The organism is Stenotrophomonas genospecies 3 (assembly GCF_054473855.1).
In genome coordinates, this window is the sequence record NZ_JBTMUR010000017.1 from 24,678 (window position 1) to 49,832 (window position 25,155).

The 25,155-nt window shown below is 66.7% G+C and carries 21 protein-coding genes; all 21 read right to left on the bottom strand.

Features of this window, described 5'->3' with window-relative positions:
- Positions 1-33 precede the first annotated feature (33 nt).
- Positions 34-1,509, bottom strand: a complete 1,476-nt coding sequence (locus ACX9OT_RS19260) for an XVIPCD domain-containing protein (RefSeq protein ID WP_189719510.1) — start codon at positions 1,507-1,509, stop codon at positions 34-36.
- A complete protein-coding gene (locus ACX9OT_RS19265; protein WP_071229331.1) occupies positions 1,506-2,144 on the bottom strand; it encodes a hypothetical protein in 639 nt (212 codons plus the stop codon). Before ACX9OT_RS19265 ends, ACX9OT_RS19260 begins: the two co-directional genes overlap by 4 nt.
- 414 nt (positions 2,145-2,558) lie before the next feature.
- Complete coding sequence (locus ACX9OT_RS19270; RefSeq protein ID WP_101765397.1) at positions 2,559-3,632, bottom strand: protein-glutamate methylesterase/protein-glutamine glutaminase; 1,074 nt, start codon at positions 3,630-3,632, stop codon at positions 2,559-2,561.
- Complete coding sequence (gene cheD, locus ACX9OT_RS19275) at positions 3,629-4,225, bottom strand: chemoreceptor glutamine deamidase CheD (RefSeq protein ID WP_008264676.1); 597 nt, start codon at positions 4,223-4,225, stop codon at positions 3,629-3,631. The genes ACX9OT_RS19270 and cheD overlap by 4 nt, the downstream gene beginning before the upstream one ends.
- Entirely contained in the window at positions 4,222-5,091 is an 870-nt protein-coding gene (locus ACX9OT_RS19280; RefSeq protein ID WP_459003245.1) for a CheR family methyltransferase, read from the bottom strand. The genes cheD and ACX9OT_RS19280 overlap by 4 nt, the downstream gene beginning before the upstream one ends.
- Before the next feature lie 37 nt (positions 5,092-5,128).
- On the bottom strand, positions 5,129-7,405 hold the full coding sequence (locus ACX9OT_RS19285) for a methyl-accepting chemotaxis protein (RefSeq protein WP_459003247.1): 2,277 nt from the start codon (positions 7,403-7,405) through the stop codon (positions 5,129-5,131).
- An 810-nt stretch (positions 7,406-8,215) separates the two neighbouring features.
- Positions 8,216-10,594 carry a methyl-accepting chemotaxis protein gene (locus ACX9OT_RS19290; protein ID WP_132810048.1) on the bottom strand — a complete coding sequence of 793 codons (2,379 nt, stop codon included), beginning with the start codon at positions 10,592-10,594 and terminating at the stop codon, positions 8,216-8,218.
- Positions 10,595-10,695: 101 nt separating this feature from the next.
- The gene (locus tag ACX9OT_RS19295) at positions 10,696-11,079 is read right to left on the bottom strand and encodes a hypothetical protein (protein ID WP_107432923.1); all 384 of its coding nucleotides are present in this window, start codon (positions 11,077-11,079) and stop codon (positions 10,696-10,698) included.
- A gap of 136 nt (positions 11,080-11,215) precedes the next feature.
- Positions 11,216-11,707, bottom strand: a complete 492-nt coding sequence (locus tag ACX9OT_RS19300; RefSeq protein ID WP_049401162.1) for a chemotaxis protein CheW — start codon at positions 11,705-11,707, stop codon at positions 11,216-11,218.
- Between the two features lie 243 nt (positions 11,708-11,950).
- Entirely contained in the window at positions 11,951-12,724 is a 774-nt protein-coding gene (locus tag ACX9OT_RS19305) for a flagellar brake protein (protein ID WP_032129226.1), read from the bottom strand.
- 158 nt (positions 12,725-12,882) lie between these two features.
- The gene (locus tag ACX9OT_RS19310) at positions 12,883-15,132 is read right to left on the bottom strand and encodes a methyl-accepting chemotaxis protein (RefSeq protein WP_459003251.1); all 2,250 of its coding nucleotides are present in this window, start codon (positions 15,130-15,132) and stop codon (positions 12,883-12,885) included.
- A gap of 352 nt (positions 15,133-15,484) precedes the next feature.
- Positions 15,485-17,473 carry a chemotaxis protein CheA gene (locus ACX9OT_RS19315; protein ID WP_032129224.1) on the bottom strand — a complete coding sequence of 663 codons (1,989 nt, stop codon included), beginning with the start codon at positions 17,471-17,473 and terminating at the stop codon, positions 15,485-15,487.
- A gap of 45 nt (positions 17,474-17,518) precedes the next feature.
- On the bottom strand, positions 17,519-17,884 hold the full coding sequence (locus tag ACX9OT_RS19320) for a response regulator (protein WP_005409521.1): 366 nt from the start codon (positions 17,882-17,884) through the stop codon (positions 17,519-17,521).
- Positions 17,881-18,189 (bottom strand): STAS domain-containing protein, encoded by a 309-nt coding sequence (locus ACX9OT_RS19325; protein WP_014037092.1) that lies wholly within the window; start codon positions 18,187-18,189, stop codon positions 17,881-17,883. Before ACX9OT_RS19325 ends, ACX9OT_RS19320 begins: the two co-directional genes overlap by 4 nt.
- 285 nt (positions 18,190-18,474) lie before the next feature.
- Positions 18,475-19,677, bottom strand: coding sequence for a chemotaxis protein CheW (locus ACX9OT_RS19330; protein WP_459003253.1), 1,203 nt, complete (start codon positions 19,675-19,677; stop codon positions 18,475-18,477).
- Complete coding sequence (locus ACX9OT_RS19335; RefSeq protein WP_459003255.1) at positions 19,674-20,456, bottom strand: ParA family protein; 783 nt, start codon at positions 20,454-20,456, stop codon at positions 19,674-19,676. The genes ACX9OT_RS19330 and ACX9OT_RS19335 overlap by 4 nt, the downstream gene beginning before the upstream one ends.
- A 4-nt stretch (positions 20,457-20,460) precedes the next feature.
- Positions 20,461-21,477 carry a flagellar motor protein MotD gene (gene motD / locus ACX9OT_RS19340; RefSeq protein ID WP_459003257.1) on the bottom strand — a complete coding sequence of 339 codons (1,017 nt, stop codon included), beginning with the start codon at positions 21,475-21,477 and terminating at the stop codon, positions 20,461-20,463.
- A 1-nt stretch (position 21,478) separates the two neighbouring features.
- A complete protein-coding gene (locus ACX9OT_RS19345) occupies positions 21,479-22,219 on the bottom strand; it encodes a flagellar motor protein (RefSeq protein ID WP_010482457.1) in 741 nt (246 codons plus the stop codon).
- Positions 22,220-22,320: 101 nt separating this feature from the next.
- A complete protein-coding gene (locus tag ACX9OT_RS19350) occupies positions 22,321-24,153 on the bottom strand; it encodes a chemotaxis protein CheA (RefSeq protein ID WP_132810051.1) in 1,833 nt (610 codons plus the stop codon).
- A 2-nt stretch (positions 24,154-24,155) separates the two neighbouring features.
- Entirely contained in the window at positions 24,156-24,761 is a 606-nt protein-coding gene (locus ACX9OT_RS19355; RefSeq protein ID WP_006442968.1) for a protein phosphatase CheZ, read from the bottom strand.
- Positions 24,761-25,153, bottom strand: coding sequence for a chemotaxis response regulator CheY (gene cheY, locus ACX9OT_RS19360; protein ID WP_006365466.1), 393 nt, complete (start codon positions 25,151-25,153; stop codon positions 24,761-24,763). Before cheY ends, ACX9OT_RS19355 begins: the two co-directional genes overlap by 1 nt.
- Positions 25,154-25,155: the final 2 nt, after the last annotated feature.

The window sequence follows — 25,155 nt, forward strand, 5'->3', positions numbered from 1 at the left end:
AAGCCGGGTTTTTATTGTGCCCGGCCAGGTGGCCTAGCCCATGCGCATCGCGGTTCGGGTCTGCTCCTGGGCGTGGTCTTGCTGACCGACCTGCTGTGCCTGCGCAATCTGTTCGGCCTTGGCGATCGACTGCTCTACCGGCGTATTGATTGCCTCGCTGATCGGAACCGACGCCCGCAGGTGTGCCGGATTGCCCGGTGCTCCCTGCACAACGAACAGGCGAGGGCCCGAGTCATCGCTGGGTGGACTGCCCAGGACCACATGATCAACGCGTTCGAGGCCGCTGCTCTTGGCCGTCGCAAGCAGGCTGGCCGTCATGCGCTCACTGGTTTCATCGAAGCTGCGCCCGTGCCTGGCATCCACGGCGGATACACCATCGCGGATCTGCTGGTAGAGCACATGGTCTGGATGACCTTCCTTCCTGGGATCCAAGCCTGCCTTGTCCAAGGTTGACTCAATGCTCTCCTGCAATGGACTCCTGGGAGAGAAGCCGGGATTGCCGAGAGAGGGCGAGCCCTTGTCGGTTGCATCCTGGGTCAGTTGCTCCCCCGGCCTGAGCGCATTCTGGGCCCGCTGCTCCGCTTCAGCCTCGCGGCGGGCATATGCACCGGCTTCCTCAATACCGCGCAGGTAATTGACCCCGTCGCGCAGCAGGCCAGGTCCGCCGCCGACCAGCACGGTCGCGCCTGCGCGCAACTGATGAACATCACTGCGGTAGTCGACAATCCGGCGCAGGTCTTCAGGATCTGTGATCCGGGCCTGGGGATTGTCCAGTACAGACTGCACCGGGCCCTTGTCGGTCACGCGATCAAGGAAATGAACCAATCGATGGGAGTCGCCCAACTGGACCGCCACCGCGGCGGACATGACATGGCCGCTTTTCATCCCAGGTGTTCCAAGCGAGGCGATGCGCTGGCCGTGCTCGGCGTTGCGCAGGACCTCCAGTTCCCTGGGCAGCGCATACATCTCGACCTTGCCGTAATGAGGACCGCCCGCACTGACCAGGTCGCCTGCCATCACATGGTTGGTGAAGGGCGCCGCGTTGGCCGGCTGGCCCTCAGGAAGGCGATACGCCAGCCCGGCAGCACCGTAAGGATTGAATGCGTTGCCGGGGAGGTTGTAGTGGTGTGCAGTGATCTGGGCGAGCGCGCCGCCCAGCGAGTGGCCGGTGACGTACACCGGACCATACCCATTCTCTTTAGCCAGATCGATCGCCTGCTTGGTCAGTGCGAGGGCATCACCGAGTTGTGCGTTGACTCTTGCGGTGACCATCGCAGCGTCGATGCCGCCGTCAATCAGAGGCTGGCGATCAAACTCGGTACCGCGATGGGTGACGATTACTTCTTTGGATTCGAGATTATGGTAAATGACGCCTTGGTAGCCGGTGGCGGAGTTTAGGCTGGCCAATACACGATATTCCGTCCCGGCAATGGTAACAATGGCCTTGGGCGCAGGGAGCGGATCCTTGTAGACATGATCTGAGAGGGCTGCATTTGCTCCAGGATTCATTGGGCTGTTCCTTCAGTCCGTGTGGAGATTTCGATTGGGAAGTAATCCTTTCGCTTATCTTGAGGCATCTTCTCGTACCAAGTCGAAGGCTCGGTAGGCGTCCACTCTGGCGATCCCCCTGAAGTCATGGGGCGTAAGGCGCGATGTACGTAGGTAGTAGCGAGTTTCTCGGTTTCAAGCTTTGTGAATGAAGTCCATGCGGTTGCTTGGATAGGGCGATCATCGATGATGAAGGCGAATGAAGCTTCCACGAGCACGGGTGTCCAAGTGCACGGGCCGCGACCGTAATAGTCGGCAACTTCCATGCCATCGTTGAATACAACACTGCTGAATTCAGTGGCACTGAGGCGCTGTGCCTGAAGCTCAACCTTGTGCTGGTTCGGCTCGTACTGCACCCCCTCCCAATTGTTGACCGGAGGGAGACAGAGTGGGTCTATCTCATACGTGACGAAGACCGAAGGAACGGGGACATCCACGGGTGCATCATGGACCCGAATCACAATCGGCAGCGCATCCTTTGGCGCCGGATTCTCGCGATAGACCGGGTATGAGCGTTCCTTGTTGCAGCCCGGAACGGCCATTGTGATCGAGGCGATCAACCAAACGTGAGCAAGGGTCGGGAGAACTTTCAGCATGAGCGGTCCATGTCGCTGCAGGATTTTCCTTGATCCCTGGAACATGCGGTCTCATCACGAACGACGGCGCCCCATCCGGGCAAATGCGACAGGTTGCGCAGTGGGTATTGCCCGTTACCCGGACATCCCTCCCTGCGTACCCGAGCAGCGCGGCCTTGCGGGGTAACGTTCATCGGCGTTCCATTGCTGTGCGATACCTGACTATACGACCCGCTCCAGCCGCGCTCCAAGTCGGTGTCCTGCGGGCCTCCCGTTTGGCGCGCATGGCTTGCGGCAGGGTCCAGCCTCGAGCAGCGCCGTTGAAACATCAATGGTCGAAGGTGCTGCCGGCGGATCGGCAATTGCGCCTGACGTCTCTTGGAGGTGTCCAGCAGGGTGCAGAGCCGAGCGTGGGCTCGGCTCTACAGGGGCCTGTCAGCCGCGGGCGAGGGCGAGCAACCGCTCGGCAATCCGCTCCAGCGGCACCTGCTCTTCGGCAGCGCCGAGTTTGAAGGCGGCACCGGGCATGCCCCAGACCACGCTGGTGGCCTCGTCCTGCACCAGTGTCGGCGCGCCGGCCTGGCGCATCTCCAGCAGGCCGCGTGCGCCGTCGTCGCCCATGCCGGTGAGGATGGCGCCGATGGCATTACCGCCGGCGTTCTGCGCAACCGAGCGGAACAGCACATCGACCGCGGGCTTGTGCCGGTTCACTGCCGGGCCATCATCGACACGGCAGCGCCAGCGCGCACCGTCGCGGATGATCCGCAGGTGCTTGCCGCCCGGCGGCAGGTAGGCGTGGCCGGGCAGCACGGCTTCGCCGTCGCTGGCCTCGCGCACGGCCATGGCCGAGTGGCGGTCCAGGCGCTCGGCGAAAGCACTGCTGAAGCTGGCCGGCAGGTGCTGGGTCATCACCACGGCGGGCGCGTCGGCCGGCATGCCTTCCAGCACCACGCGCAACGCTTCGGTGCCGCCGGCCGACGAGCCGATCGCGATCAGGCGGTCGGTGGTGCGGAACTGCGGAGCAGCGGGGCGCATCGCAGGCGCGGCGTCCAGCAGGAGTTTCGGTGCGGCGGCGCGCACCAGCGGGCGGACGCGCGAGCGCGCCGCCATCTTGACCTTGGCGATGATCTCGTCGGCGTAGGCCTGCAGGCCGCGCGCCACGTCCAGCTTTGGCTTGGACACGAAATCCACCGCACCCAACGCCAGCGCCTGCAGCGTGGTGTCGGCGCCGCGTTCGGTCAGCGAGGAGATCATCACCACCGGCAGCGGGTGCAGGCGCATCAGGTTTTCCAGGAACGCCAGCCCATCCATGCGCGGCATTTCCACGTCCAGGGTGATTACATCCGGGGCCAGGCGCTTGATCTTCTCGCGCGCCAGCAGCGGGTCGGCGGCGGTGCCGACCACATCGATGGACGGATCGCTGGACAGGATTTCCGTGAGCATCTGGCGCACCACGGCGGAGTCGTCGACGATCAGGACCCGGCAGGGGGCGTTGCCGGTCAGGGTCATTCGAACAGCTCCACGCCGCCGGTGACCGGGGCCTTGGACAGGCGTGCACGCACCGCCGATTCGGTCGCGGCCACTTCGGCCTCATGGGCATGCGGCAGGCGCTGCACCACCACGCGGCCGGTATCGGCGAAGAACCAGATCTTGCGCGGATGGATGCCGCACAGATCCTCGGCAATGATCGGGATGTGCTCGGCCTGCAGGTACTGGCGCACGAACTCGGCGTTGCGCGTGCCGACCGGGTTGCTGGTGAAGCCCTTGAGGACGTTGGCGCCACCGAACACCTTGGCTTCGATGCGTTTGCGGTGCGCGCCGCGCTTGAGCATGTCGTTGATCAGCAGTTCCATCGCGTAGCTGCCGTAACGCGCGGGCGCGCCATCGCCGGCGTTGCCCTCGGGCAACAGGAAATGGTTCATGCCGCCGATCTTCAGCACCGGGTCGCGCAGGCAGGCCGCCACGCAGGAGCCCAGCGTGGTGGTCAGCGCAGTGGTGTCATCGACCACCAGGTACTGGGTCGGCAGCAGCTTGGCCGCAATGGTCTTGAAGCGCGCGTCCTGGTAACGCATCACATCATCGGTGCGCAGCGATGCGTTCATGCGCCTGCCTTTGCCGCACGGCGGTACAGGGTGCGTCCGCAGGGCTGGATCAGGTCGGCGGCATGCAGGTAGTTCTCCGAGTGGCCGGTGTAGAGCAGGCCATCGTCGGACAGGTGCTGTACCAGCCGGCCGAGGATCGCGCGCTGGGTCGGCTTGTCGAAGTAGATCATCACGTTGCGGCAGAACAGTGCGTCGAACGGGCCGCCGACGTCGTAGCGCGGGGCAAGCAGGTTCAATGGGCGGAACTCGATCAGCTCGCGCAGCGCCGGCAGCACGCGGCACTGGCCCTCGTTGGGGCCGCTGCCGCGCTGGAAGTAGCGGCGGCGCAGATCCGGATCGAGGCTGGTGACGCGGTCGATGTTGTAGACGCCACGGCCGGCCGTGGCCAGCACCTGGGTATCGACGTCGGTGGCGGTGATGCGTACCGGTGGCTTCAGGGTGCCGAAGGCTTCGCAGGCGGTGATCGCCATCGAGTAAGGCTCTTCGCCGGTGGAGGCGGCGCACGACCACAGCAGCAACGGTGTGCGGCTGGAGCGCTGCTGCAGCTCCTCGCGCAGCTTGTCGAAGTGGTGCGGCTCGCGGAAGAACGAGGTCAGGTTGGTGGTCAGCGCGTTGGTGAACGCCTGCCACTCGTCACCGTCTTCCTGCTCCAGATGGTCCAGATACTGCTGGAAGCTGCGCATGCCCAGCGTGCGCAGGCGGCGCGACAGGCGGCCATAGACCATATCGCGCTTTGCCGGGGCAAGGGCAATGCCCACGCGCTGGTAGATCAGGTCGCAGACGCGGCGGAAATCACGGTCGGCGAACTCGAATTCGCGCGGGCCGGTGACGATGGGAGTAGGACTTTGCACGGGGGACGTGTCCATCGGCAGAGGCGGCGGCCGAAGCCGCCGCGGGTGGGTCTCAGAATTCCTGCCAGTCGCTGTCGCTGGCGACGAAGGTGCTGGCGTTGCTGCCGGTGCGGCGAACCAGTGCTGGCGTCGGAGCCGGCCGCGGACGCGCCACGGCGGCGGCAACATGCACCGGCTCGACACGCGCGGCCACGGCCTTCACCGCGGCCGAAACCTGGTTGTCCAGGCGGAAGATCGCGACGGCGTCGGCCAGCTGACCAGCCTGTTCTTCCATCGCGCGCGCGGCAGCGGTGGCTTCTTCCACCAGCGCAGCATTCTGCTGCGTGGTCTCGTCCATCTGCACCACGGTCTGGTTGACCTGCTCGATCCCAGCGCTCTGTTCCTGCGAGGCGGCGGAGATCTCGGCCATGATGTCGGTCACGCGCTGCACCGAGGCGACGATCTCGCCCATGGTGCTACCGGCCTGGTGTACCAGGCTGGAACCTTCGGCGACCTTGCCGACCGAATCATCGATCAGGCCCTTGATCTCCTTGGCGGCAGCGGCCGAGCGCTGGGCGAGGGTGCGCACTTCACTGGCGACCACGGCGAAGCCACGGCCCTGTTCACCTGCGCGGGCAGCTTCCACTGCAGCATTCAACGCCAGGATGTTGGTCTGGAAGGCGATTCCGTCGATGACCGAGATGATCTCGGCGATCTTCTTCGACGAGGCTTCGATGGCCGACATGGTCGTGACCACCTGGCCGACCACTTCACCGCCCTGCGAGGCGACGCCATGTGCGCCGATGGCGAGCTGATTGGCCTGGCGGGCGTGTTCGGCGTTCTGGCGCACGGTGGAGGTCAGTTCCTCCATCGACGCGGCGGTTTCTTCCAGATTGGCGGCCTGCTGCTCGGTGCGGCGCGACAGATCACTGTTGCCCGAAGCGATCTCACCGGCGGCGAGGGTGATGCTGCCGGCGCTGGCCTGGATCTGGCCGACGATCTGCGTCAGCTGCGCGACGGTGGTGTTGGCGTCGTCACGCATGCGTGCGAACACGCCCTGGTAGTCGCCGTGCATGCGCGCGGTCAGGTCGCCTTCGGCGATGGCCGACAGCAGCTGCGAGAGCTTGCCGAGGTTGTCATCGCTGACCGCCATCATCGCGTTGAGGTTTTCCAGCATCAGGCGGAAATCGTGATCGAAGCGCTGCGCGTCGCCACGGCGGCTGAAGTCGCCTGCGGCGGCGGCACTGGCCAGCTGCTTGATCTCGGCGTTGATGCGGCCGAGGTTGGCCTTGACCGTGTCGACGGTGGTGGTCATCGCGGCCTTCTCGCCGGGGTAGCGCGCGACGTCGCGGCTCAGATCGCCCACCGCGTACTGCTGCACCACGTCCAGCACATCGTGCAGGGTCTGCACGTGGCCGCCGACCAGGGCATTGGTTTCCTGCACCATCAGCCCGTACTCGCCGGGGAAGGCGCTGGCATCGATGCGGTAGCTCAGTTCGCCGCCGTCGTGGCGACGCGCCATCTCGCGCTGGCCGCTGATCACCGCGTGCAGCTGCTGCTGCATGCCCGACATGGCGTCCAGCAGGCGGCCGGTCTCGTCATGCGGCTGCGGGCCGATGTGGCTGTCCAGCTTGCCGCGGGCGATACCCTCGGCGACGGCCGTTGCCTGCTTCAGCGGTATGGCGATGCGGTTGCCGATGAGCCAGCTCAGGGCCAGCACGATCAGTACCAGCACGCCACCGGAGACGGCCATGATGGCGGTGAACACCAGTGCCTGCTTCTGCACGTCGTCCATGTAGACGCCACTGCTGACCACCCAGTTCCAGGGTGCGAACAGGCCGGCGTAAGCCACCTTCTCGACCTCGCCCTTGCTGCCGGGCTTGGCCCAGCGGTAGTTGACGAAGCCGCCACCGGCCTTGGCTGCTTCCACCTGGTCGTAGTAGATGCGCACGCCGTCGTCGGTGCGGAAATCCTTCATGTCCTTGCCGACCAGGTCCTTGCGGAACGGGTGCATCAGCAGGCGGTAGCCGGTGTCGTAGATGTTGAAATAGTAGGCATCATTATCGGCGCGCATCACTTCCAGCGCCTGCAGGGCAGCGGCCTTGGCAGCGTCCTCGCTGAGCTCGCCGGTACCGGCCAGGCGATGGTAGTGCTGGAGGATGCCGTAGCTGAGTTCGACCTGGGTCTTCAGCGCGGTCTTGCGGGTCTCGGTCAGGTCGAGGTACTGCATGCGGGCGGCGATCACCGAGAGCGCGATCACGCCAAGCGCGATGAGCAGCGTCAGCAGGTTGAGCTTGCGCCGGACGGAGAGGTTGCTGAAGTAGTGTTGCCAGCGATGCATGAGATTCATCGAGCAGGACCAGGTCGAAGCGGGCGGGCGGCGCCGTGCCGGTCACAGCGGGACAAGCGGTGACAACCCCGTTATCGGCCGCGCGGGCGGGGGATTGAGGTGCGGTGTCCGAACGTATTCAGGTTTCCTTGCAGCGGCGGCTGCGGCGCTGCCTGCGGCAGGCTTTTGAAGCAACAGCAACAGCAACAGCGGTTGGTCGGCTCTGAATTTTCAGTGGGAGGCTGGGTCGGGGTGGGCTGGCGGGACACGCCGTAAACCCCGCTCCGCGGTCCGGCCCAGCCGCTGGCGGCTGGGCGTTCGGGCGCTTGCGAAGCAGTGCTTCGCAAGCAAAGCGCCCTCACCCTTGGGGCTCGATGGCGCCATCCATGGCGCCAACGGTCCCGCCAGCCCACCCCGACCCAGCCCTCTCGGCATTCCTGTGACGGACGGCAAGAGCGTTGGGTTTCCAACTGGGAAGAGGGGGCAGATCCGTTTTCCTGCGGAAAGCGAATCTGAACCCGGAAGCGGTGCTGTTGCTCTTGCTCTTGCTCTTCTTTCTTCAATCCGGGGTGGACGCGCACGGAAACTGTCCGTGGCCGGGAGGGTGGGCTGCGCAGGGGCGTGAGCCGCATGGATGCGGCGACCGAGCTTACATGGACGTACTTGCAGCGGCCCCTGCGCAGCCCACCCTCCCGGCCAACCCTCAGTAGCCACGCGCCTACCGCGACCACCCCGAGGGGCTTCGCCGTTGGCTGGATATCCAGATACCCCGTAAACAAAAACGCCCCAGCGCAGGGCCAGGGCGTTCTCGTACGTCAGGTCAGGTAGGCATCAGAACTCCTGCCAGTCTCCGTCGGCCAGTTCGGTGGCCATGGGGCGACCACCGGCGATGCGGCGGGCCGGCGAGGCGACCGGGGCCGGTGCGGCCGGTGCGGCAGCACGCGGGGCCGGGGCAGCGGCGATGCGTGGGGCAACCACGGTCTCGGCTTCATCCACCACGAAGATCGACACGGCCTCGCTGAGGTGACCGGCCTGTTCTTCCATTGCGCGTGCGGCGGCGGTGGCTTCTTCCACCAGCGCGGCGTTCTGCTGGGTGGTTTCGTCCATCTGCACCACGGTCTGGTTGACCTGCTCGATGCCAGCACTCTGTTCCTGCGAAGCCGCGGAGATCTCGGCCATGATGTCGGTCACGCGCTGCACCGAGGCGACGATCTCGCCCATGGTCGCGCCGGCCTTGTGCACCAGCGCAGAGCCGTCGTTGACCTTGCCGACGGAGTCGTCGATCAGGCCCTTGATCTCCTTGGCTGCCGCTGCCGAGCGCTGGGCGAGGGTACGCACTTCGCTGGCGACCACGGCGAAGCCACGGCCCTGTTCGCCGGCGCGTGCGGCTTCCACCGCGGCATTCAGCGCCAGGATGTTGGTCTGGAAGGCGATGCCGTCGATGACCGAGATGATCTCGGCGATCTTCTTCGACGAGGCTTCGATGGCCGACATGGTGGTGACCACCTGGCCGACCACTTCACCGCCCTGCGAGGCGACGCCATGGGCGCCGATGGCGAGCTGGTTGGCCTGGCGGGCATGTTCGGCGTTCTGGCGCACGGTGGAGGTCAGCTCCTCCATCGAGGCGGCGGTTTCTTCCAGGTTGGCAGCCTGCTGCTCGGTGCGGCGCGACAGGTCACTGTTGCCCGAGGCGATCTCGCCGGCGGCCGAGCTGATCGCGCGGCTGGACTGCTTGATGCGGGTGACGATCTCGCTCAGCTGCGCGGCGGTCGCGTTGGCGTCGTCTCGCATACGGGCGAACACGCCCTGGTAGTCACCGTGCATGCGCACGGTCAGGTCACCCTGCGACAGTGCGGCAAGCAGGCCGGAGATCTGTTCGATGCTGCCGGCGTTGGCATCCAGCAGGCCGTTGATCTGCTGGGCCAGCTGCAGGAAGAAGCCTTCCTTGTCGGTGGCATCGATGCGGCCGGACAGGTCGCCGGCAGCGGCCTGGGCGATCACGCGGGCCACTTCGGCTTCCACCTGCGCTTCCTGGGTGCGGTCGCGCCATTCCACCACGTAGCCGACGGTGTCGCCGCCTTCATTGCGGATGGTGGAAACCACCTGGGCGAACTGGGCATCGCCGTACTGCATCGGGCGACGGGCGACGCCGTGTGCCTTCAGGTTGCCCAGCAGGGTCTGGTCCATCTCGCCGCGATGCTCCAGCACGGTGACCGGCTTGCCGATCAGCGAGGCCTGCGCGTCGAAGTCCGGCAGGTCGCGGCGCACGTCGTCCTGGTACTGGCTCAGGGTCTGCTGCAGGGCGCGATTGGTGTAGACGATGGTATTGCTGGTGTCGGTCAGGTACACGCCGGTGGAGCTGTAGTCCAGCGCGGTGCGGATGCGCAGGTTCTCGCGGGCGACGGCCTGGTCGGTTTCGGTGCGCTCGCGCAGGTCGCGCTGCATGCGCTGCATCGCCTGCATCAGTTCGCCCACTTCGTCCTGGCGGCTGACGTCGATGTGGCCATCGAGCTTGCCGCCGGCCACATCGTTGGCAACCGAGACGGCGCCGCGCACGCTGCCGACCAGGGCACGGGCAAACAGCCAGACCAGCACCAGGCCGAGTGCGGCGCCGCCCAGCAGGGCGATCACGGTCAGCACGGCCGAGGCGGAGTAGGTGGATTCGGCCTCTTCGCGCGAGGCGCGGGCGAGGCGGTTGTCTTCGGCGATCAGCGCTTCCAGCGCCGACGCGGCCTTGCGGTGCTTGGTGCGGGTCTCGCCGACGAAGGTATCGATGGCGTCGTCCGGCAGGTCCAGTTCCAGCATCTCGGTGACGCTGTCATAGGAGGCCAGGGCATCCTTCCACTCCTTGGCGAAGGTGTCGAACAGCTTCTTCTGCTGTGCGTTGTCGACCAGCTTCGGATAGTCCTTGATCGACTTGTCCATGCTGGTACGCAGCTCGACGGTCTGCTTGCGTGCATCAGCCTTGACGTCGTCACTGGCGCGGATCAGCTGCTGGTAGGCGGCGTTGCGGTATTCACCCAGCATGCCGCGCATCTCGCCGGCCATGCGGATGCTCTCCATGCGAGAACCCGCCAGCTCGGTGGTGACGTTGTTCAGCGAGTGCAGGCCGCGATAGGCGACGATACCCTGCAGCAGCATCACCAGCAGGAGGACACCGAAGGTCAGCAGCAGCTTCGGCATCAGTTTCAGGTTGTTGATCCACGGCATGGGCGTTGCGAGCTCCTAAGGCAGACGCGCCCGGGCATCGGGCCCGGTTGCAGCAGAAACCACGCCGGCACCAGGTCCGGCGTGGTTCGACGGACAGCGGATTACTTGATGTTGGCCAGCTTCAGGCCGGCCGGCGAGCTGACTTCGATTTCGGCGCGCGAGGCGTCGCGCTGGATCTTGCCGATCACGCAGACGGTCTTGCCTTCCAGGGTTTCCAGCGGGAAGGAGAACTTGCCGCGGTTCTCGCCAGCGATGCGGGCCGAGAAGGTGTGGCGCGGGAAGGCGCCGCCCATGTACAGGAAGGTCGGCTGGCCTTCGGAACCTTCTGCGTAGCGGGCCTTCTCGACCTTGCCGCAGACCATGCCGTCCTTGCCGACCGAGCGCGGTGCCAGTTCCGGCGGGATCATGTCGGCCGACTGGGCGAACGCGGCGGAAGCAGTGGTGGCCAGGACAGCGGCCGAAACGAACGCAAACAGGGACTTCATCGAGGTGTATCTCCGGGGATGGTGATGGTCGTTCCGGTCCTGCGCGCTCCTGCGCGACCGGCTTCTGTCCCCCTATCGGCACTGCCGGAGGGAACTGAAGGGGTTTGTGACCAGAACGTGAAGCAGGTCCGTTCGATCAGGCAGCGGCGTCTTCAACGACGCTGGCCTGGCCCATGTCGGCGCTGTCCAGCAGGGTCTCGATGTCGAGCAGGATCAGCATGCGGTCGTCCTGCGTGCCGATGCCGGAGATGAAGCGGGTATCGACGGCGGCGCCGAATTCCGGGGTCGGGCGGATCTGCTCGGCCGACAGCGGGATCACGTCCGAGACGCTGTCGACGACGATGCCGACCACGCGGTCGTCGACGTTCAGCACGATCATCACGGTGAAGGCGTCGTAGCGGGCATCGTCCAGGCGCAGCTTCAGGCGCAGGTCGATCACCGGGACGATGGTGCCGCGCAGGTTGATCACGCCCTTGATGTAGTCCGGTGCATCCGGGACCCGGGTGACCGCGTCATAGCCGCGGATTTCCTGGACCTTGAGGATGTCCACACCGTAGTGCTCGGCACCGAGGGTGAAGCTGAGGAATTCGCCACCGGCGCTGGCGGCGGAGCTGGTCTTGTCGTTCATCGAGGGGTCCTGGTTCTGCCGGAAGTCCCGGTGTCAGGCTCGATATCGGCCCCTCGTCGGGGGACTTTAGGTGCCGGGGGAAGGCATCCACGCATGGCGTGGATCTACCGGGGAAGATGGGGGCATCCACGCATGGCGTGGATCTACACGGGAAGCGGTAGTGCCGGCCGCTGGCCGGCAACCTGGCAAGAATGTGGATAAGACCATTGCCGGCCAGCGGCCGGCACTACCGGTCGGGAGGCCTTACAGCTCGCCGTTGCGGCGCGCCTTGCGCTGGCGGTCGATGCGGAAGATGTAGCGCTGGATGGCACTGTCGGCGCCACGCGGCAGGATGTCGAAGCGCATGCCCACGCGCTTGATCTCGATGCCATTGGGTTGGCGCTGCGGCAGCAGGTTGCAGACGACCAGCTCGATCTCCAGGTCGGGGCCGTCGGGCAGCGACAGCATCGCCGGGTAGCGCTTCTGCAGGCTGAACACCGCGCAGTCGGTAGGTACGGCCACCGCCAGGCCGCCGCCGCTGATGTCCACCACCCGCATCGACAGCGCTTCGGCACGGCTCTCGCCGGCGGGGATCAGCAGCTGGGGTGAATCGGTCACTGGCGTCTCCAGCCGGTACATCTCACGTCGCTGCAGATGGACCAGTTCGTCCGGCAGAGGGGCACGGAAGGCGACGTGGCCGTCGTTGTCCACACGCTGCAGTGCCTGCAGGCGGAACCGCACCAGCACACGTTCGAGCTGGGCAAAGCACAGCAGATGGTCGGCCTGTTCGGCGGCGCGGTTGGACGCCTCCTGCGGGCTGCCATCGAGCAGCAGGGTGTCGTCGTCCTCGTCGAGCTCAAGCAGCGCGGTTGGGAACGAGCGGTCGCGGCCGTCGATATGCGCATTGATCAGTGATCGCTGGTCGATCAGCGATCGCAACAGCTGCCGCAGCTGGCGCGGATTACGGACCAGGAAACGTTCGTCAGCGGCATCAGCCGCGTGGACATCATGCACTGCAGTGTCGTTGCCGTCGGACATGGAATCTACGGTCAGGGGCGGGCGCCAGCACGCGTTGGCGCGAGGCTCGATGGGGATATCGGCCACTGTGCCCGATTATGAAGTGAGAATTGCATCACTTTCCATGCGTGAGGGGTCAGATCCCTTTCCCGAAGGAAAGGGATCCGACCCCGGGTACATCAGAACTCCTGCCAGTCGCCGTCTGCGGCCAGCGCCGGCTGGGCCGTCGCGGTGCGCAGCGTACGCGCCGGGACCGGCTTTGCGGCCGGTGCGGCGGCTGCGACCTGGCGCGGTACCGGTGCCGCCAATGGGCGTGCCGGGATGGCCGGCGTGCCCTGTGATGCCAGCCGGAAGCGGGCCACGGCTTCACCCAGCTGCACGGCCTGGTCTTCCATTGCACGTGCGGCAGCGGTGGCTTCTTCCACCAGCGCAGCATTCTGCTGCGTGGTCTCGTCCATCTGCACCACGGTCTGGTTGACCTGCTCGATGCCGGCACTCTGTTCCTGCGACGCTGCGGAGATCTCGGCCATGATGTCGGTTACGCGCTGCACCGAGGCAACGATCTCGCCCATGGTGCTGCCGGCCTGGTGCACCAGGCTGGAGCCTTCGGCGACCTTGCCGACCGAATCATCGATCAGGCCCTTGATCTCCTTGGCGGCAGCGGCCGAGCGCTGGGCGAGGGTGCGCACTTCGCTGGCGACCACGGCGAAGCCACGGCCCTGTTCACCTGCGCGGGCAGCTTCCACCGCGGCATTCAGTGCCAGGATGTTGGTCTGGAAGGCGATGCCGTCGATGACCGAGATGATCTCGGCGATCTTCTTCGACGAGGCTTCGATGGCCGACATGGTGGTGACCACCTGGCCGACCACTTCACCGCCCTGCGAGGCGACGCCATGCGCGCCGATGGCGAGCTGGTTGGCCTGGCGGGCATGTTCGGCGTTCTGGCGCACGGTGGAGGTCAGCTCCTCCATCGAGGCGGCGGTTTCTTCCAGGTTGGCAGCCTGCTGCTCGGTGCGGCGCGACAGATCGCTGTTGCCCGACGCGATCTCGCCAGCGGCGAGGGTGATGCTGGACGCGCTGGCCTGGATCTGGCCGACGATCTGGGTCAGCTGGGTGACGGTGGTGTTGGCGTCGTCCCGCATGCGTGCGAACACGCCGTTGAACTGGCCGTCCATGCGCGCGGTCAGGTCGCCGGCGGCGATCGACTGCAGCAGCTGCGAGAGCTGGCCGAGGTTGCCGTCGGCCACCTGCATCATGCTGTTGAGCTGCTCGATCATCACGCGGAAATCGTGATCGAAACGCTGCGCATCACCGCGCTGGCTGAAGTCGCCGGCGGCAGCCGCCGAGGCCAGCTGCTGGATCTGCGTGTTGATGGCCAGCAGGCTGGCCTTGGCCGCATCCATCGACTCGTGCAGGATCGCGCGGCTGCCCGGCAGGCGGCGTGCGTCCGGGGTGAGGTTGCCGGTGGCGTACTGGTTGAGCACGTCGATGGCATCGCGGATCGCGTCGAGATGTTCGAAGATGACCGTGTTGATGCCGCTGGCCAGCTGCCCGTAGACGCCCGGGAAGTCTTCCGGAATGCGATGGCTGATGTCCGGACCGGCGTGCATCTGCGCCATCAACTGGGTCTGCTCGGAGAAGCGGCGCAGCATCGCGGTCATTTCGGTGGTGGCGGCCAGCATCTTGCCGGCTTCGTCCTTGCTGGTGGCCTGGGTGCTGACGCTGAGATCGCCACGGGCAACGGCCTGGATGGCATGCACGGCCTTGCCGAGCGGGCCGGTGACGGCGCGCGAGATGACCGTTGCCAGGGTTGCGGCGACCACAACCAGCAATACTACGGCGGCAATGATCGCCAGCATGCTGTTGCGGTGGGTGGCGTTGGCGTTGTTGATCTTGTCCTGCATCAGCGAGCTGCTGTACGCGCCCAGTGCCTTGAGGTCTTCAAAGGCTTTGCGGCGCAGCGGGCGCGACTGGTCGTCGGAGATCTGCCGTGCGACGACGCCATCGCCGGCGGTGGCCGCTTCGCGCAGCTTGGCATTGGCTGCGAAGTAGCCATCGACGTCGGCCTGCACGGCGCGGTAGAGCTCGCGCTCCTTGGCGCCGGCCGGCAGCTTGGCGTACGCGGCCAGCTGTTCGCGCACGACGGCGGCGGTGTCGTCCATGCGCTTGTTGTAGTCGGCCACCTTCTCGGGCTGGTCCAGCATGCTCAGCTGGGCCAGCTCATAGGTGCGGAACTCACCCAGCTGCGAGCGCACTTCGCCGAGGTACTGCACGGACGGAATATCGTTGGAGGCCATCGCGCTCAACTGCGCGTTGGCCTCGGACAGGCGGACCAGAGCGAAAGCGCCCAGTACGACGGTCATCAGGGTGGTGAGGGTGAACCCCACGGCCAGCTTGCGGGCGATGGGCAGATCGTGGAACCACTTCATGCAGGGTGCTCCAGGTGGGCAGGGCGCCGGCGTCGTTGCGTCGGCTGGGGGTGGTTGCAGAGCGAACGGTGGTGCCCGGTGGGGGTTCGGTGACGGCCGTCAAAGCGAAATAGCGGCGCAGTTCGGATGGACTTTATGGACGCAGATCACATTCGGTTGCGTAGGGACGGCGGCGCGAAAGTGGTGCCATGACAGGGCTTTCGCTTGAGCGGCAAGGTTGCGCCCGAAACCTTCGTGCAGATGGAGTTCACGGTATGCCTGGCGAAGCGAGCGCGGTCAGATCGTGGCCGTGCGCGCAAACGAAAACCGCCGCCCCGAAGGGCGGCGGCTCAGTGCACGCATGCAACGTAGATCAGGCGGCCTGCGGCATCCGCAGCGAGCGCACCAGACCGCCGATGTCGACGATCAGGGCCACGCGGCCATCGCCAAGGATGGTGGCACCGGATACCCCGCCGATGCGGCGGTAGTTGTTCTCGATGTTCTTCACCACCACCTGCTGCTGGCCGACCAGCTCGTCCACTTCCAGCGCAATCTTCTGGCCATCACCTTCAACCACCACCACCAGCGATTCGCTGCCCGGTGCGCGGTTGCCGTAGCCGTAGTACTCGCTCAGCGACAGGATCGGCAGATACTCGCCACGCACGCGCAGCACGCGGCCTTCGCCGGCCATGCTGCGGATGTCCTCGGCCTGCGGCTGCAGGGCCTCAAGCACATAAGCCAGCGGCAGGATCAGGGTTTCACCGGCCACCGCCACGGTCATGCCGTCGAGAATGGCCAGGGTCAGCGGCAGGCGGATCAGCGTGCGGGTGCCAGCGCCGAGGCTGCTTTCGATCTGGACCTCGCCCCCCAGCGCCTGGATGTTGCGGCGGACCACGTCCATGCCGACGCCACGGCCGGACAGGTCGGTGACTGCATCGGCGGTGGAGAAACCCGGCTGGAAAATCAGGTCCCAGACCTGCGAATCGGTCGGGTTGTCCGGCACCGCCAGACCGCGTTCGGTGGCCTTGGCCAGGATCTTGGCACGGTCCAGGCCGCGGCCGTCGTCGCTGACTTCGATGACGATATGGCCGCCCTGATGCGAGGCTGCCAGGGTGATCGTGCCGGTCTCGTCCTTGCCCGCACCGCGACGCACGTCCGGCATTTCCAGACCGTGGTCAATCGAGTTGCGCACCAGGTGCACCAGCGGATCGGCGATCTTTTCGATCAGGCCCTTGTCCAGTTCGGTGCCTTCGCCGACGGTGCGCAGGCGTACCTGCTTGCCGAGGCGGCTGGACAGGTCGCGGACCAGGCGCGGGAAGCGGCGGAACACCGCATCGACCGGCAGCATGCGCACGCCGATCACCGCTTCCTGCAGGTCGCGGGTGTTGCGTTCAAGCTGGTCCAGGCCGGCGAACAGGCTCTCGGCGTGCACCGGGTCCAGCGCGTGCGAGACCTGCTTGAGCATGGCCTGGGTGATGACCAGTTCGCCGACCAGGTTGATCAGCGCATCGACCTTGTCGACGCTGACCCGGATCGAGGTTTCGGCTTCCTGGCCGCCAGCGCTGCTGGCAGCGGCGGCGGGTGCCGCCGGTACAACGGCAGCCGGTGTGGAAGGGGCGGGTGTGGCAGGTGCCTCGGTGGCCAGGCTCGGCGGCGCAGCCGGACGGATGTCCAGTTCGCAGTCGTCCAGCACCCAGGCGAAGGTGTCTTCGATCTTGCTGCGCGGCACCTTGCCGACCAGACCCAGGTCCCACGCCAGGTGGGCCTCGAGCGGGTCGAGCTGGGCGAAGCCGGGCAGGCGTTCCATGCGCGCGGCGACCTGCAGCGAACCCAGGTGCTCAAGTTCGCGGATGATGCGCAGCGGGTCGTTGCCGCTCATGAACAGCGATGGCGCCGGGGTGAAGCCGATCTGCCAGGCTTCCGGCGTATCGTCCACCTTGGCTGCGGCGGCCGCGGGGGCGCTTGCTGCGGCCTCGCCGGAAAGAACCGCCTCCAGGCGCGCCTTCACCGCAGCGACAGCGGCGGGATCGGCAGCCTGGCCGTGTTCGGCTTCGCGCAGCAGTGCGCGCAGCACGTCCACCGAGGACAGCATGGCGTCGACGGCGTGGCCTTCCAGTGCCCGCTTGCCGGCGCGCAGCTCATCGAGCAGCGTCTCCAGCACATGGGTCAGGCCGGCGATCGCGTCGAAGCCGAAGGTGCCGGCGCCGCCCTTGATCGAGTGGGCGGCGCGGAACACCGAATTGATGATCTCCGCGTCCTGCTGCCCCGATTCCAGGGCCAGCAGGCCAGCCTCCATCGCGTCGAGGCCTTCGCGGCTCTCCTCGAAGAAGGTGGCGTGGAAGCGTTGCAGGTCCATGCTCATGGCAGTGGTGGTCCGGAAGCGAAGAAGGGGAGCGGTGACGGGCGATCAGCCCAGCACTTTCTGCACGGTGGCGACCAGCTGTTCCGGATTGAACGGCTTGACCAGCCAGCCGGTGGCGCCGGCGGCCTTGCCTTCGGACTTCTTGTCGGCGGCCGATTCGGTGGTCAGCATCAGCAGCGGCGTGAACTTGTAGTCCGGCAGCTGGCGCAGTTCGCGGATCAGCGCGATGCCGTCCATGTTCGGCATGTTGACGTCGGTGACCACCGCATTGAAGCGCTGGCCCTTGGCGCGACCGAGCGCGACCGCGCCGTCTTCAGCTTCTTCGACGGCAAAACCGGCCGAGGTGAGGGCGAAGGACACCATCTGGCGCATTGACGCCGAATCGTCCACCACCAAGATACGTGCGCTCATGCAGCGTTCTCCACAGATTTCAGGTTGTCATGGGTTACGTCCAGGCCCAGGGCCTGGGTGACGCCCAGCAGGCGCGCGGCGTCACGGAAGGTTGCGGTGCAACCGTGGAAGCCGGTGCCGAGGCCTGCCTCGCGGCGGGCCTGCACGAACGCACACAGCACCTGCACGGCGGCCGTGTGGATGCGGGCGACCTGGCTGGCATCCAGGGTCAGCTCGCCTGCCTGCGCCACCAGCGGGGCGAGGCGGTTCTTGAGCTCGGTGGTGCTCTCGATGCCGAGATCCCCACCCAGTTCGACAGTGCTCATCGTTGCTCCGGACAAACGGTTCCGTGATCCATAACGGCACCCCGGCGGGGTTCTTTAGGGGAATCGACGCGGTGCGTCGATGCGGTCGCTGTTGAAAAGGGGACGGAGGGGATTAAGTCGCAACTGGCTCGGCGCTTTGCGCCGATGCGGTGCCTGTCGGGGACGCAAGGCGTTGATCCGTTGGATCAACACCTTACGTCCCCACTGCGTGGTCGCCGTTGCCGAGGGTGGCTGCGGGAGAGCCTGGTCGATTGCGACTTAATCCCCTCCGTCCCCTTTTTTCGTTCAACTCAACAGCCGGGTGGCATCCAGCAGGATCATCGGGCGCTGGCTGACCCGGGCGACGCCACGGAACAGGTCGTTGGAGATCTGGCAGATGCGCGCGGTATCGGGCGGTTCGATCTGCGAATCGGTGAGGTTGGCGACATCTTCCACTGCCGATACGCGCAGGCCGATGGTCTCGCCGTCTTCCTCCAGCACCACGATGCGGGTCTGTGAGTCGTCTTCGGCGGCCGCGGCGCCCAGGTGCAGGCCAAGGTCCATCACCGGTACCACCTGGCCACGCAGGTTCATGATGCCCAGCATGGCCGGCGCAGTGCCGCGCAACGGCAGCAGCGGCACTGGCAGCACCACTTCCTGCACTTTCAGCAGTTCCAGTGCATAGGCCTGGGTGCCGCAGCGCAGGCGCAGCCAGCGCGAGGTGCGCTCGCCGGCGCGTCGGTTCTGTGGATGCGGGCTGCTGGCGGGCCGATGTGCTTGTGCCTGCAGCTCCTGCCAGCTGCTCGGGCGGTTGCCTGCTGGCGCGTCCACGGCCACGCGCGGTGGCGGCGCGGCATCGGTGCGTGCAACTGGAGCGGGTGCTGCGACCACGGCCGCTGGTGGCGCAGGAACGTCCTCGCCGCCGGCAGCGGCCTCGAACGCGGCCTCCAGACCGGGGCTGTCGGTGTGGGCGAGTCGATGGCTGTCGGCCGGATCGGTCTCGTAGATCACTTCGTCCGGCAGGTCGTCCCATGTAGGTTCTGGGCCGGACTTGGCGATGGCGGGAGCAGGGGCCGTCTCGTGGATCACCTCGTCAGGCAGGTCATCCCAGGTCGGTTCGCGCTCGGGGGCGGCGACAGGCATTGCAGCGGCCTCGAAGGCGGCCTCCAGTGCTGCGTCGTCCTCTGCCGCGGCAGCAGCAACAGTCTCCGTTTCGTAGATCACTTCGGCGGGCAGATCGTCCCAGGTGGGTTCGCGCTCAGCCGTTGCGGCCGCGTCGAAGGCGGCTTCGAGTGCGGCGTTGTCGACGGCAGGCGCAGCGGCGACGGTCTCGGTTTCGTAGATCACCTCGGCCGGCAGGTCATCCCAGGTCGGCTCGCGTTCGGCGTCGGCTGCAATTGCGGGGGACGCTTCGTCGCTCGCCGGCGGCGGTGCAGGCGGTGGTGCCGCGGCGATCGCTTCGCCCAGCAGTTCGTCCAGGTAGTCGTCCAGTACACCGGTGCTGTTCATGCGGCCTGCTCCAGAGCGCGGGCATCCTCGCCGAGGATCCAGTTCAGCGCGCGGCGATAGGCGGCCAGGCCGCGGCCCGGGTAATCCTCACCAACGCTCGGCAGGGTCAGGCCGGCGGCGTTGCTGATGCGGGTGTCGATCGGAATCGCGTCTTCCCACACACGGGTGCCGTGACGATCCTGCATCGTGCGCAGCGACTCGTTGCCGGCGCGGGTGCGGCGGTCGAACAGGGTCGGCAGGATCGAGCTCGGCAGCGGGCGGCGGCGCGAGCGTTCGACCATCTCGCCGGTGCGGACCATGCCATCCAGGCCATGCAGGGCCAGCGGCTCGGCCTGGGTGGGGATGATCAGGCGATCGGCGGCGGCCAGCGCATTGATCATCAACAGGCCGAGGGTGGGCGCGCAGTCCAGCAGGATGTAGTCGTGCTGGCCCTGGTGGCGCGCAAGCGCATTCTGCAGCGCCAGGCCAAGGCCAGGCTGGTTGGCGCTGCGGCGTTCCAGCGTGGCCAGCGCGGACTGTGCGCAGACATAGTCCAGGCCATGGATGCTGCTGGCATGGCACAGGCTGGAAAGATCGGCGGGCGGGGCGCCGAACAGCTCCAGCACGCCAGCCGGCGGCGGGTCTACCGGTACGCCGAACGCGCGGCTGAGCGAGGCATGCGGATCGAGGTCGATCAGCAGCACGCGATGGCCAAGTGCGGCCAGTCCGCGGCCGAGGGCGAGGGTGGTGGTGGTCTTGCCGACTCCGCCCTTCTGGTTGGCGACTGCCCAGATGCGCATCGGATTACTCCTTCATTGCCGGGGGAACGGCGGCGCCGACGCGGCTGCCAGCCGGCACCGGCGGCAACTTCACCGGTGCGATGGGGGAGGTGGGGGCGGTAGCCGGAGTTGCCGCGGCTTGTTCGGTATCGGAGTTCCGGGTGGCGCCGGTGGCTGCGTTCAGGCGCTGGCCGAGTGGGTCCACCGAGTGCGAGGTGTCGGCCAGGATGATGACCATCACCCGGCGGTTGCGGTTGCGGCCCTGCGCGCTGTCGTTCTCTTCGCGCGGGCGGAACTGGCCGTAGCCGACCATCGCCAGCCGCGACGGCTGCACGCCCTGGTCGGCGAACAGGTGCACCACGCTGGCCGCGCGCCCGGCCGACAGTTCCCAGTTCGACGGGAAGGTGGCGGTGGCGATCGGCACGTTGTCGGTGTGGCCTTCCACGCGCACGCTGTTGGGCACGTCGCGCAGGACCTCGGCCAGGCTGGCCAGGGTCTGCCGCGCATGCACGTCCAGCGCCGCCGAGCCGGTGGGGAACAGGATGTCGCTGTTGATCTCGACTTCGATCCACAGCTCGGTGCGGCGCACGCTGATCATGCCGCGGTCGATCAGCGGCGCGAGCGCGGCGGTCAGGCGGTCGGCGATGCTGTTGAGCTGGCGCTCGGCGCGCGCGATCTGCTCCTGGTTGTGCACCGAAACAGGCATGCGCATCTGCGAGGTCATCGACGGCAGCAGGGTCGGGTCGTGCGACGGCGCAGGCGCCGAGGGCCCGATCTTGGTGCCGGACTTGATCACCGAGGGGCTGTCCCAGCCGCCACCCTGCACCTGCTTGTTGCCGACCTGTACCGGATTGATCGTGCGCGGCGCGCCCCCGAAGGCATCGGTCAGTGCGTCGGCCATGATCCGGTACTTGCCTTCGTTCACCGAGGAAATCGCGTACATGACCACGAAGAAGGCGAGCAGCAGCGTCATCAGGTCGGCATAGGGGATCGCCCATGCTTCGTGGTTGGCGTGCTCTTCGTGGTGCTTGCGGCGGGCCATGTCAGTGCAGGAAGCCGGAGAGGTTGGTTTCGATGTTGCGCGGGTTCTCGCCCTGGGCGATCGAGATCAGGCCTTCAATGACCATTTCGCGGTCGCGGGTGTTGTGCGAGATCACACTCTTGAGCTTGGCGGCCACCGGCAGGAACAGCAGGTTGGCCGAGGCGATGCCGTAGATGGTGGCGGTGAACGCTGCGGCGATGCCGTGGCCGAGCTTGCTCGGATCGGCCAGGTTCTTCATCACCGCGATCAGGCCAAGCACGGCACCGATGATGCCCAGCGTTGGTGCATAGATGCCCATCGCTTCGAAGACCTTGGCACCGGCCTGGTCCTGGTGTTCCTGGCTGCCCAGTTCGATTTCCAGCATGTGCCGCATCGATTCGGGTTCGACGCCGTCCACCAGCAGCTGCAGGCCCTTGCGCAGGAACGGGTCCTGCTGTGCTTCCACCTGCGATTCCAGGCCCAGCAGGCCCTGGCGGCGGGCGATGTTGCTCCACTCGACGATCTGCTGGATCAGTTCGCGGCGATCGCTGTGCGGCGGGCGCACGACCCAGCGCACGATCTTGAAGGCATGCTTGAACACCGCCGGCGAGGTGTGCAGCAGGATCGCGGCGACGGTGCCGACGATGACGATCACGAACGCCGCAGGCGACCACAACGACGCCAGGCCGGCGCCCTTGAGGATGCTGCCGCCGACCAGCGAGGCCAGGGCGAGAAAGAGTCCAATGAGGCTGAGTCTATCCATGGTTCCGGTATCGGCGTGTATGAATGGGACTTGAGACACCGGTAGATCGCGTACAGACGGTAGTCACAGTTTTCGGGGCGCCGGGCATGGCCCGGCGGGGTTCATCGCAGCCCGTCCACGTCCAGGATCAGCGCCATGCGACCATCGCCGATCAAGGTTGCACCGGCATAACCGCGCAGGCCGCGCAGCGCTTTCGGCAGCGGCTTGATGACCACTTCCTCACGCCCGCGTACCTGGTCCACGACCAGCCCGAAGCGCGCTTCGCCAGCCTGCAGCACCACGATGGTCAGCAGCGGCGAGGCGGCCGGCGTCACATCCAGCCACTGGCGCAGATCGACCAGCGGCAGCGTGTGCGAGCGGCGGTCGAGCACGGCACGGCCATCGAACCAGCCCAGCGAGGTGCGCGGCGCGTGCAGCACTTCCATCACGCGGGCCAGCGGCAGCGCATAGACGTCCTCGCCGGCCTGCACCAGCAGGGTCGGCAGGATCGCCAGGGTCAGCGGCACGCGGATCAGGAAGCGGCTGCCACGGCCCAGTTCCGACTGGATCTGGATCTGGCCGCTCAGTTCGCGGATGCGTGACTGCACCACGTCCATGCCGACGCCACGACCGGAGATGTCGGTGACCTGCTGCTTGGTCGAGAAGCCGGGCAGGAACACCAGGTGCAGGCACTCCTCGCTGCTCAGGCGCGCGGCGGCTTCCGGATCGATCAGGCCCTTCTCGCGCGCCTTGGCACGCAGCTTTTCCGGGTCGATGCCGGCGCCATCGTCCTGCACTTCGATGCTGACGTAGTCGCCTTCCTGCTGTGCGGACAGGCGCACATGGCCCATCCGTGGCTTGCCCTGTGCCTCGCGCAGGTCGGGCATTTCCACGCCATGGTCGATGGCGTTGCGGACCAGGTGCACCAGCGGGTCGGCCAGCGCTTCGACCAGGTTGCGGTCGAGCTCGGTCTCCGCGCCGATCAGTTCCAGGTCCACTTCCTTCTTCAGCGAGCGGGCGACGTCGCGGGCAACCTTGGGGAAGCGCGAGAACACCTTGCCCACCGGCTGCATGCGGGTGCGCATCACTGCCGACTGCAGGCGGGCGGTGGCGATATCCAGCGTGGACACGGCGCGGTCCAGCTCTTCATCGCGCAGGCGTGCACGCAGGGTCTTGAGCCGATTGCGTGACAGCACCAGTTCGCCGATCAGGTTGACGATCGCGTCCAGGCGCTTGGTGTCCACGCGCACGGTATGTTCGGCCTCGGCCAGCGGCTTGGCGGCCGGCTTCGCCACCGGTGCCGGTGCGGCGACCGGGCGCGGCGCTGCGATCGGTGCCGGTGCCACCACGGCCGCAGGCTTGGTGCCCGGTGCGGCGCCACCGTGCAGCTGGTCGAGCAGGGCTTCGAACTCGTCTTCGCTGATCAGTCCGTCGTCGGCCTTCTTCGCTGGCGCGACCGCGGTCGGCGCGTTGCCACCATGCAGCTGGTCGAGCAGCGCCTCGAATTCGTCGTCGGTGATCAGGTCGCTGCCACCCGCGGTGGGTGCTGCTGCGGCGGCGGGTGCAGCCACGGCACCGCCGTGCACGTCGAACTGTGCGATCAGGTCCGGCGGCGCATAGCCCGGCTCGGTGCCGGAGGAAACCGCGTCCAGCATCGACTGCAGGTAGTCCAGCGATTGCTGGGCCGCGTCGAAGTGGTGGGCCTGCAGCACGGCCTGGCCGGCACGTGCGGCGCCCAGCGCCTCTTCAGCGGCATGGCACAGCTCTACCATGGCGGTGACGCCGAGGAAGCCGGCGCCGCCCTTGAGCGTGTGGTAGCCGCGGAACACCGCGTTGAGCTGGTCGCTGTCCTGCGGTGCCTGCTCCAGCGACACCAGCTGTTCGCCGAGGCGATCCAGGATCTCCTGCGCCTCGATGATGAAATCGGCAGTGATGTCGTCGGATACCGCGCTCATGCTTACAGCCCCAGATCCGACAACAGGTCGTCGGCGTCGTTCTGCGAGACCGCGTGGCGGTCCAGTCCCTTCAGTGCCGGCCCGGCCAGTTCCGGGTCGGTGCGATGCTGTTCCGGCGGCAGGCCGAGCGCGCCGAAGCCTTCGTGCACGCGGCGGACGATGCCGACCACGCGACGGATGATCTGCCCGGTCAGGTCCTGGTAGCTCTGGGTCAGGGCGATCTCGGTCAGGTTGTGGCGGATGCGCTCGAGCTGCGCGTCCTGGCCCGGCTGCAGGCCTTCAGCGCGCAGCTGTTCGGTCAGGCTGCGGCATTCCTCGGCCAGGTCCAGGGTGCGGTGCGTGGCCTGTTCGGTCATCGCCACCACGTGGTCCAGTCGCGCGCAGGCGTCGTCCAGTTCGCCGGCTTCGCTCGGCACGGTCGGCAGTTCGCCCAGCGCCTGTCCCAGCTCGCGGGCCAGCCGCGAGAGGCCGCTCATCATCGGCTGCGTGCGCAGCGCGACCAGCCCGTCGATGCGCTGCCGCCAGGCGGCCTCGTCACCGGATTCGAGCGCGTCCAGGGCCTCCTGCAGGCGCAGGGCGAGGGCGTTCTTGTCGACCGTGGTATCCATCAGGCGCTGGCCGCCAGGCGTTCGAAGATCTTGCCGAGCTTCTCTTCCAGCGTCTGCGCGGTGAACGGCTTGATGATGTAGCCGTTCACACCGCTCTGGGCGGCTTCGATGATCTGCTCGCGCTTGGCTTCTGCCGTGACCATCAGCACCGGCAGGGTCTTCAGCTTGGCATCGGCACGGATCGCCTTGAGCAGCTCGATGCCGGTCATCACCGGCATGTTCCAGTCGGTGACCACGAAATCGAACGGCTGGCTCTGCAGCAGCGACAGCGCGGCATGCCCGTCCTCGGCTTCGGCGGTATTGGTGAAGCCCAGATCGCCCAGCAGGTTCTTGACGATTCGACGCATGGTCGAGAAGTCGTCGACGATCAGGATGCGCATGTTCTTGTTCAAAG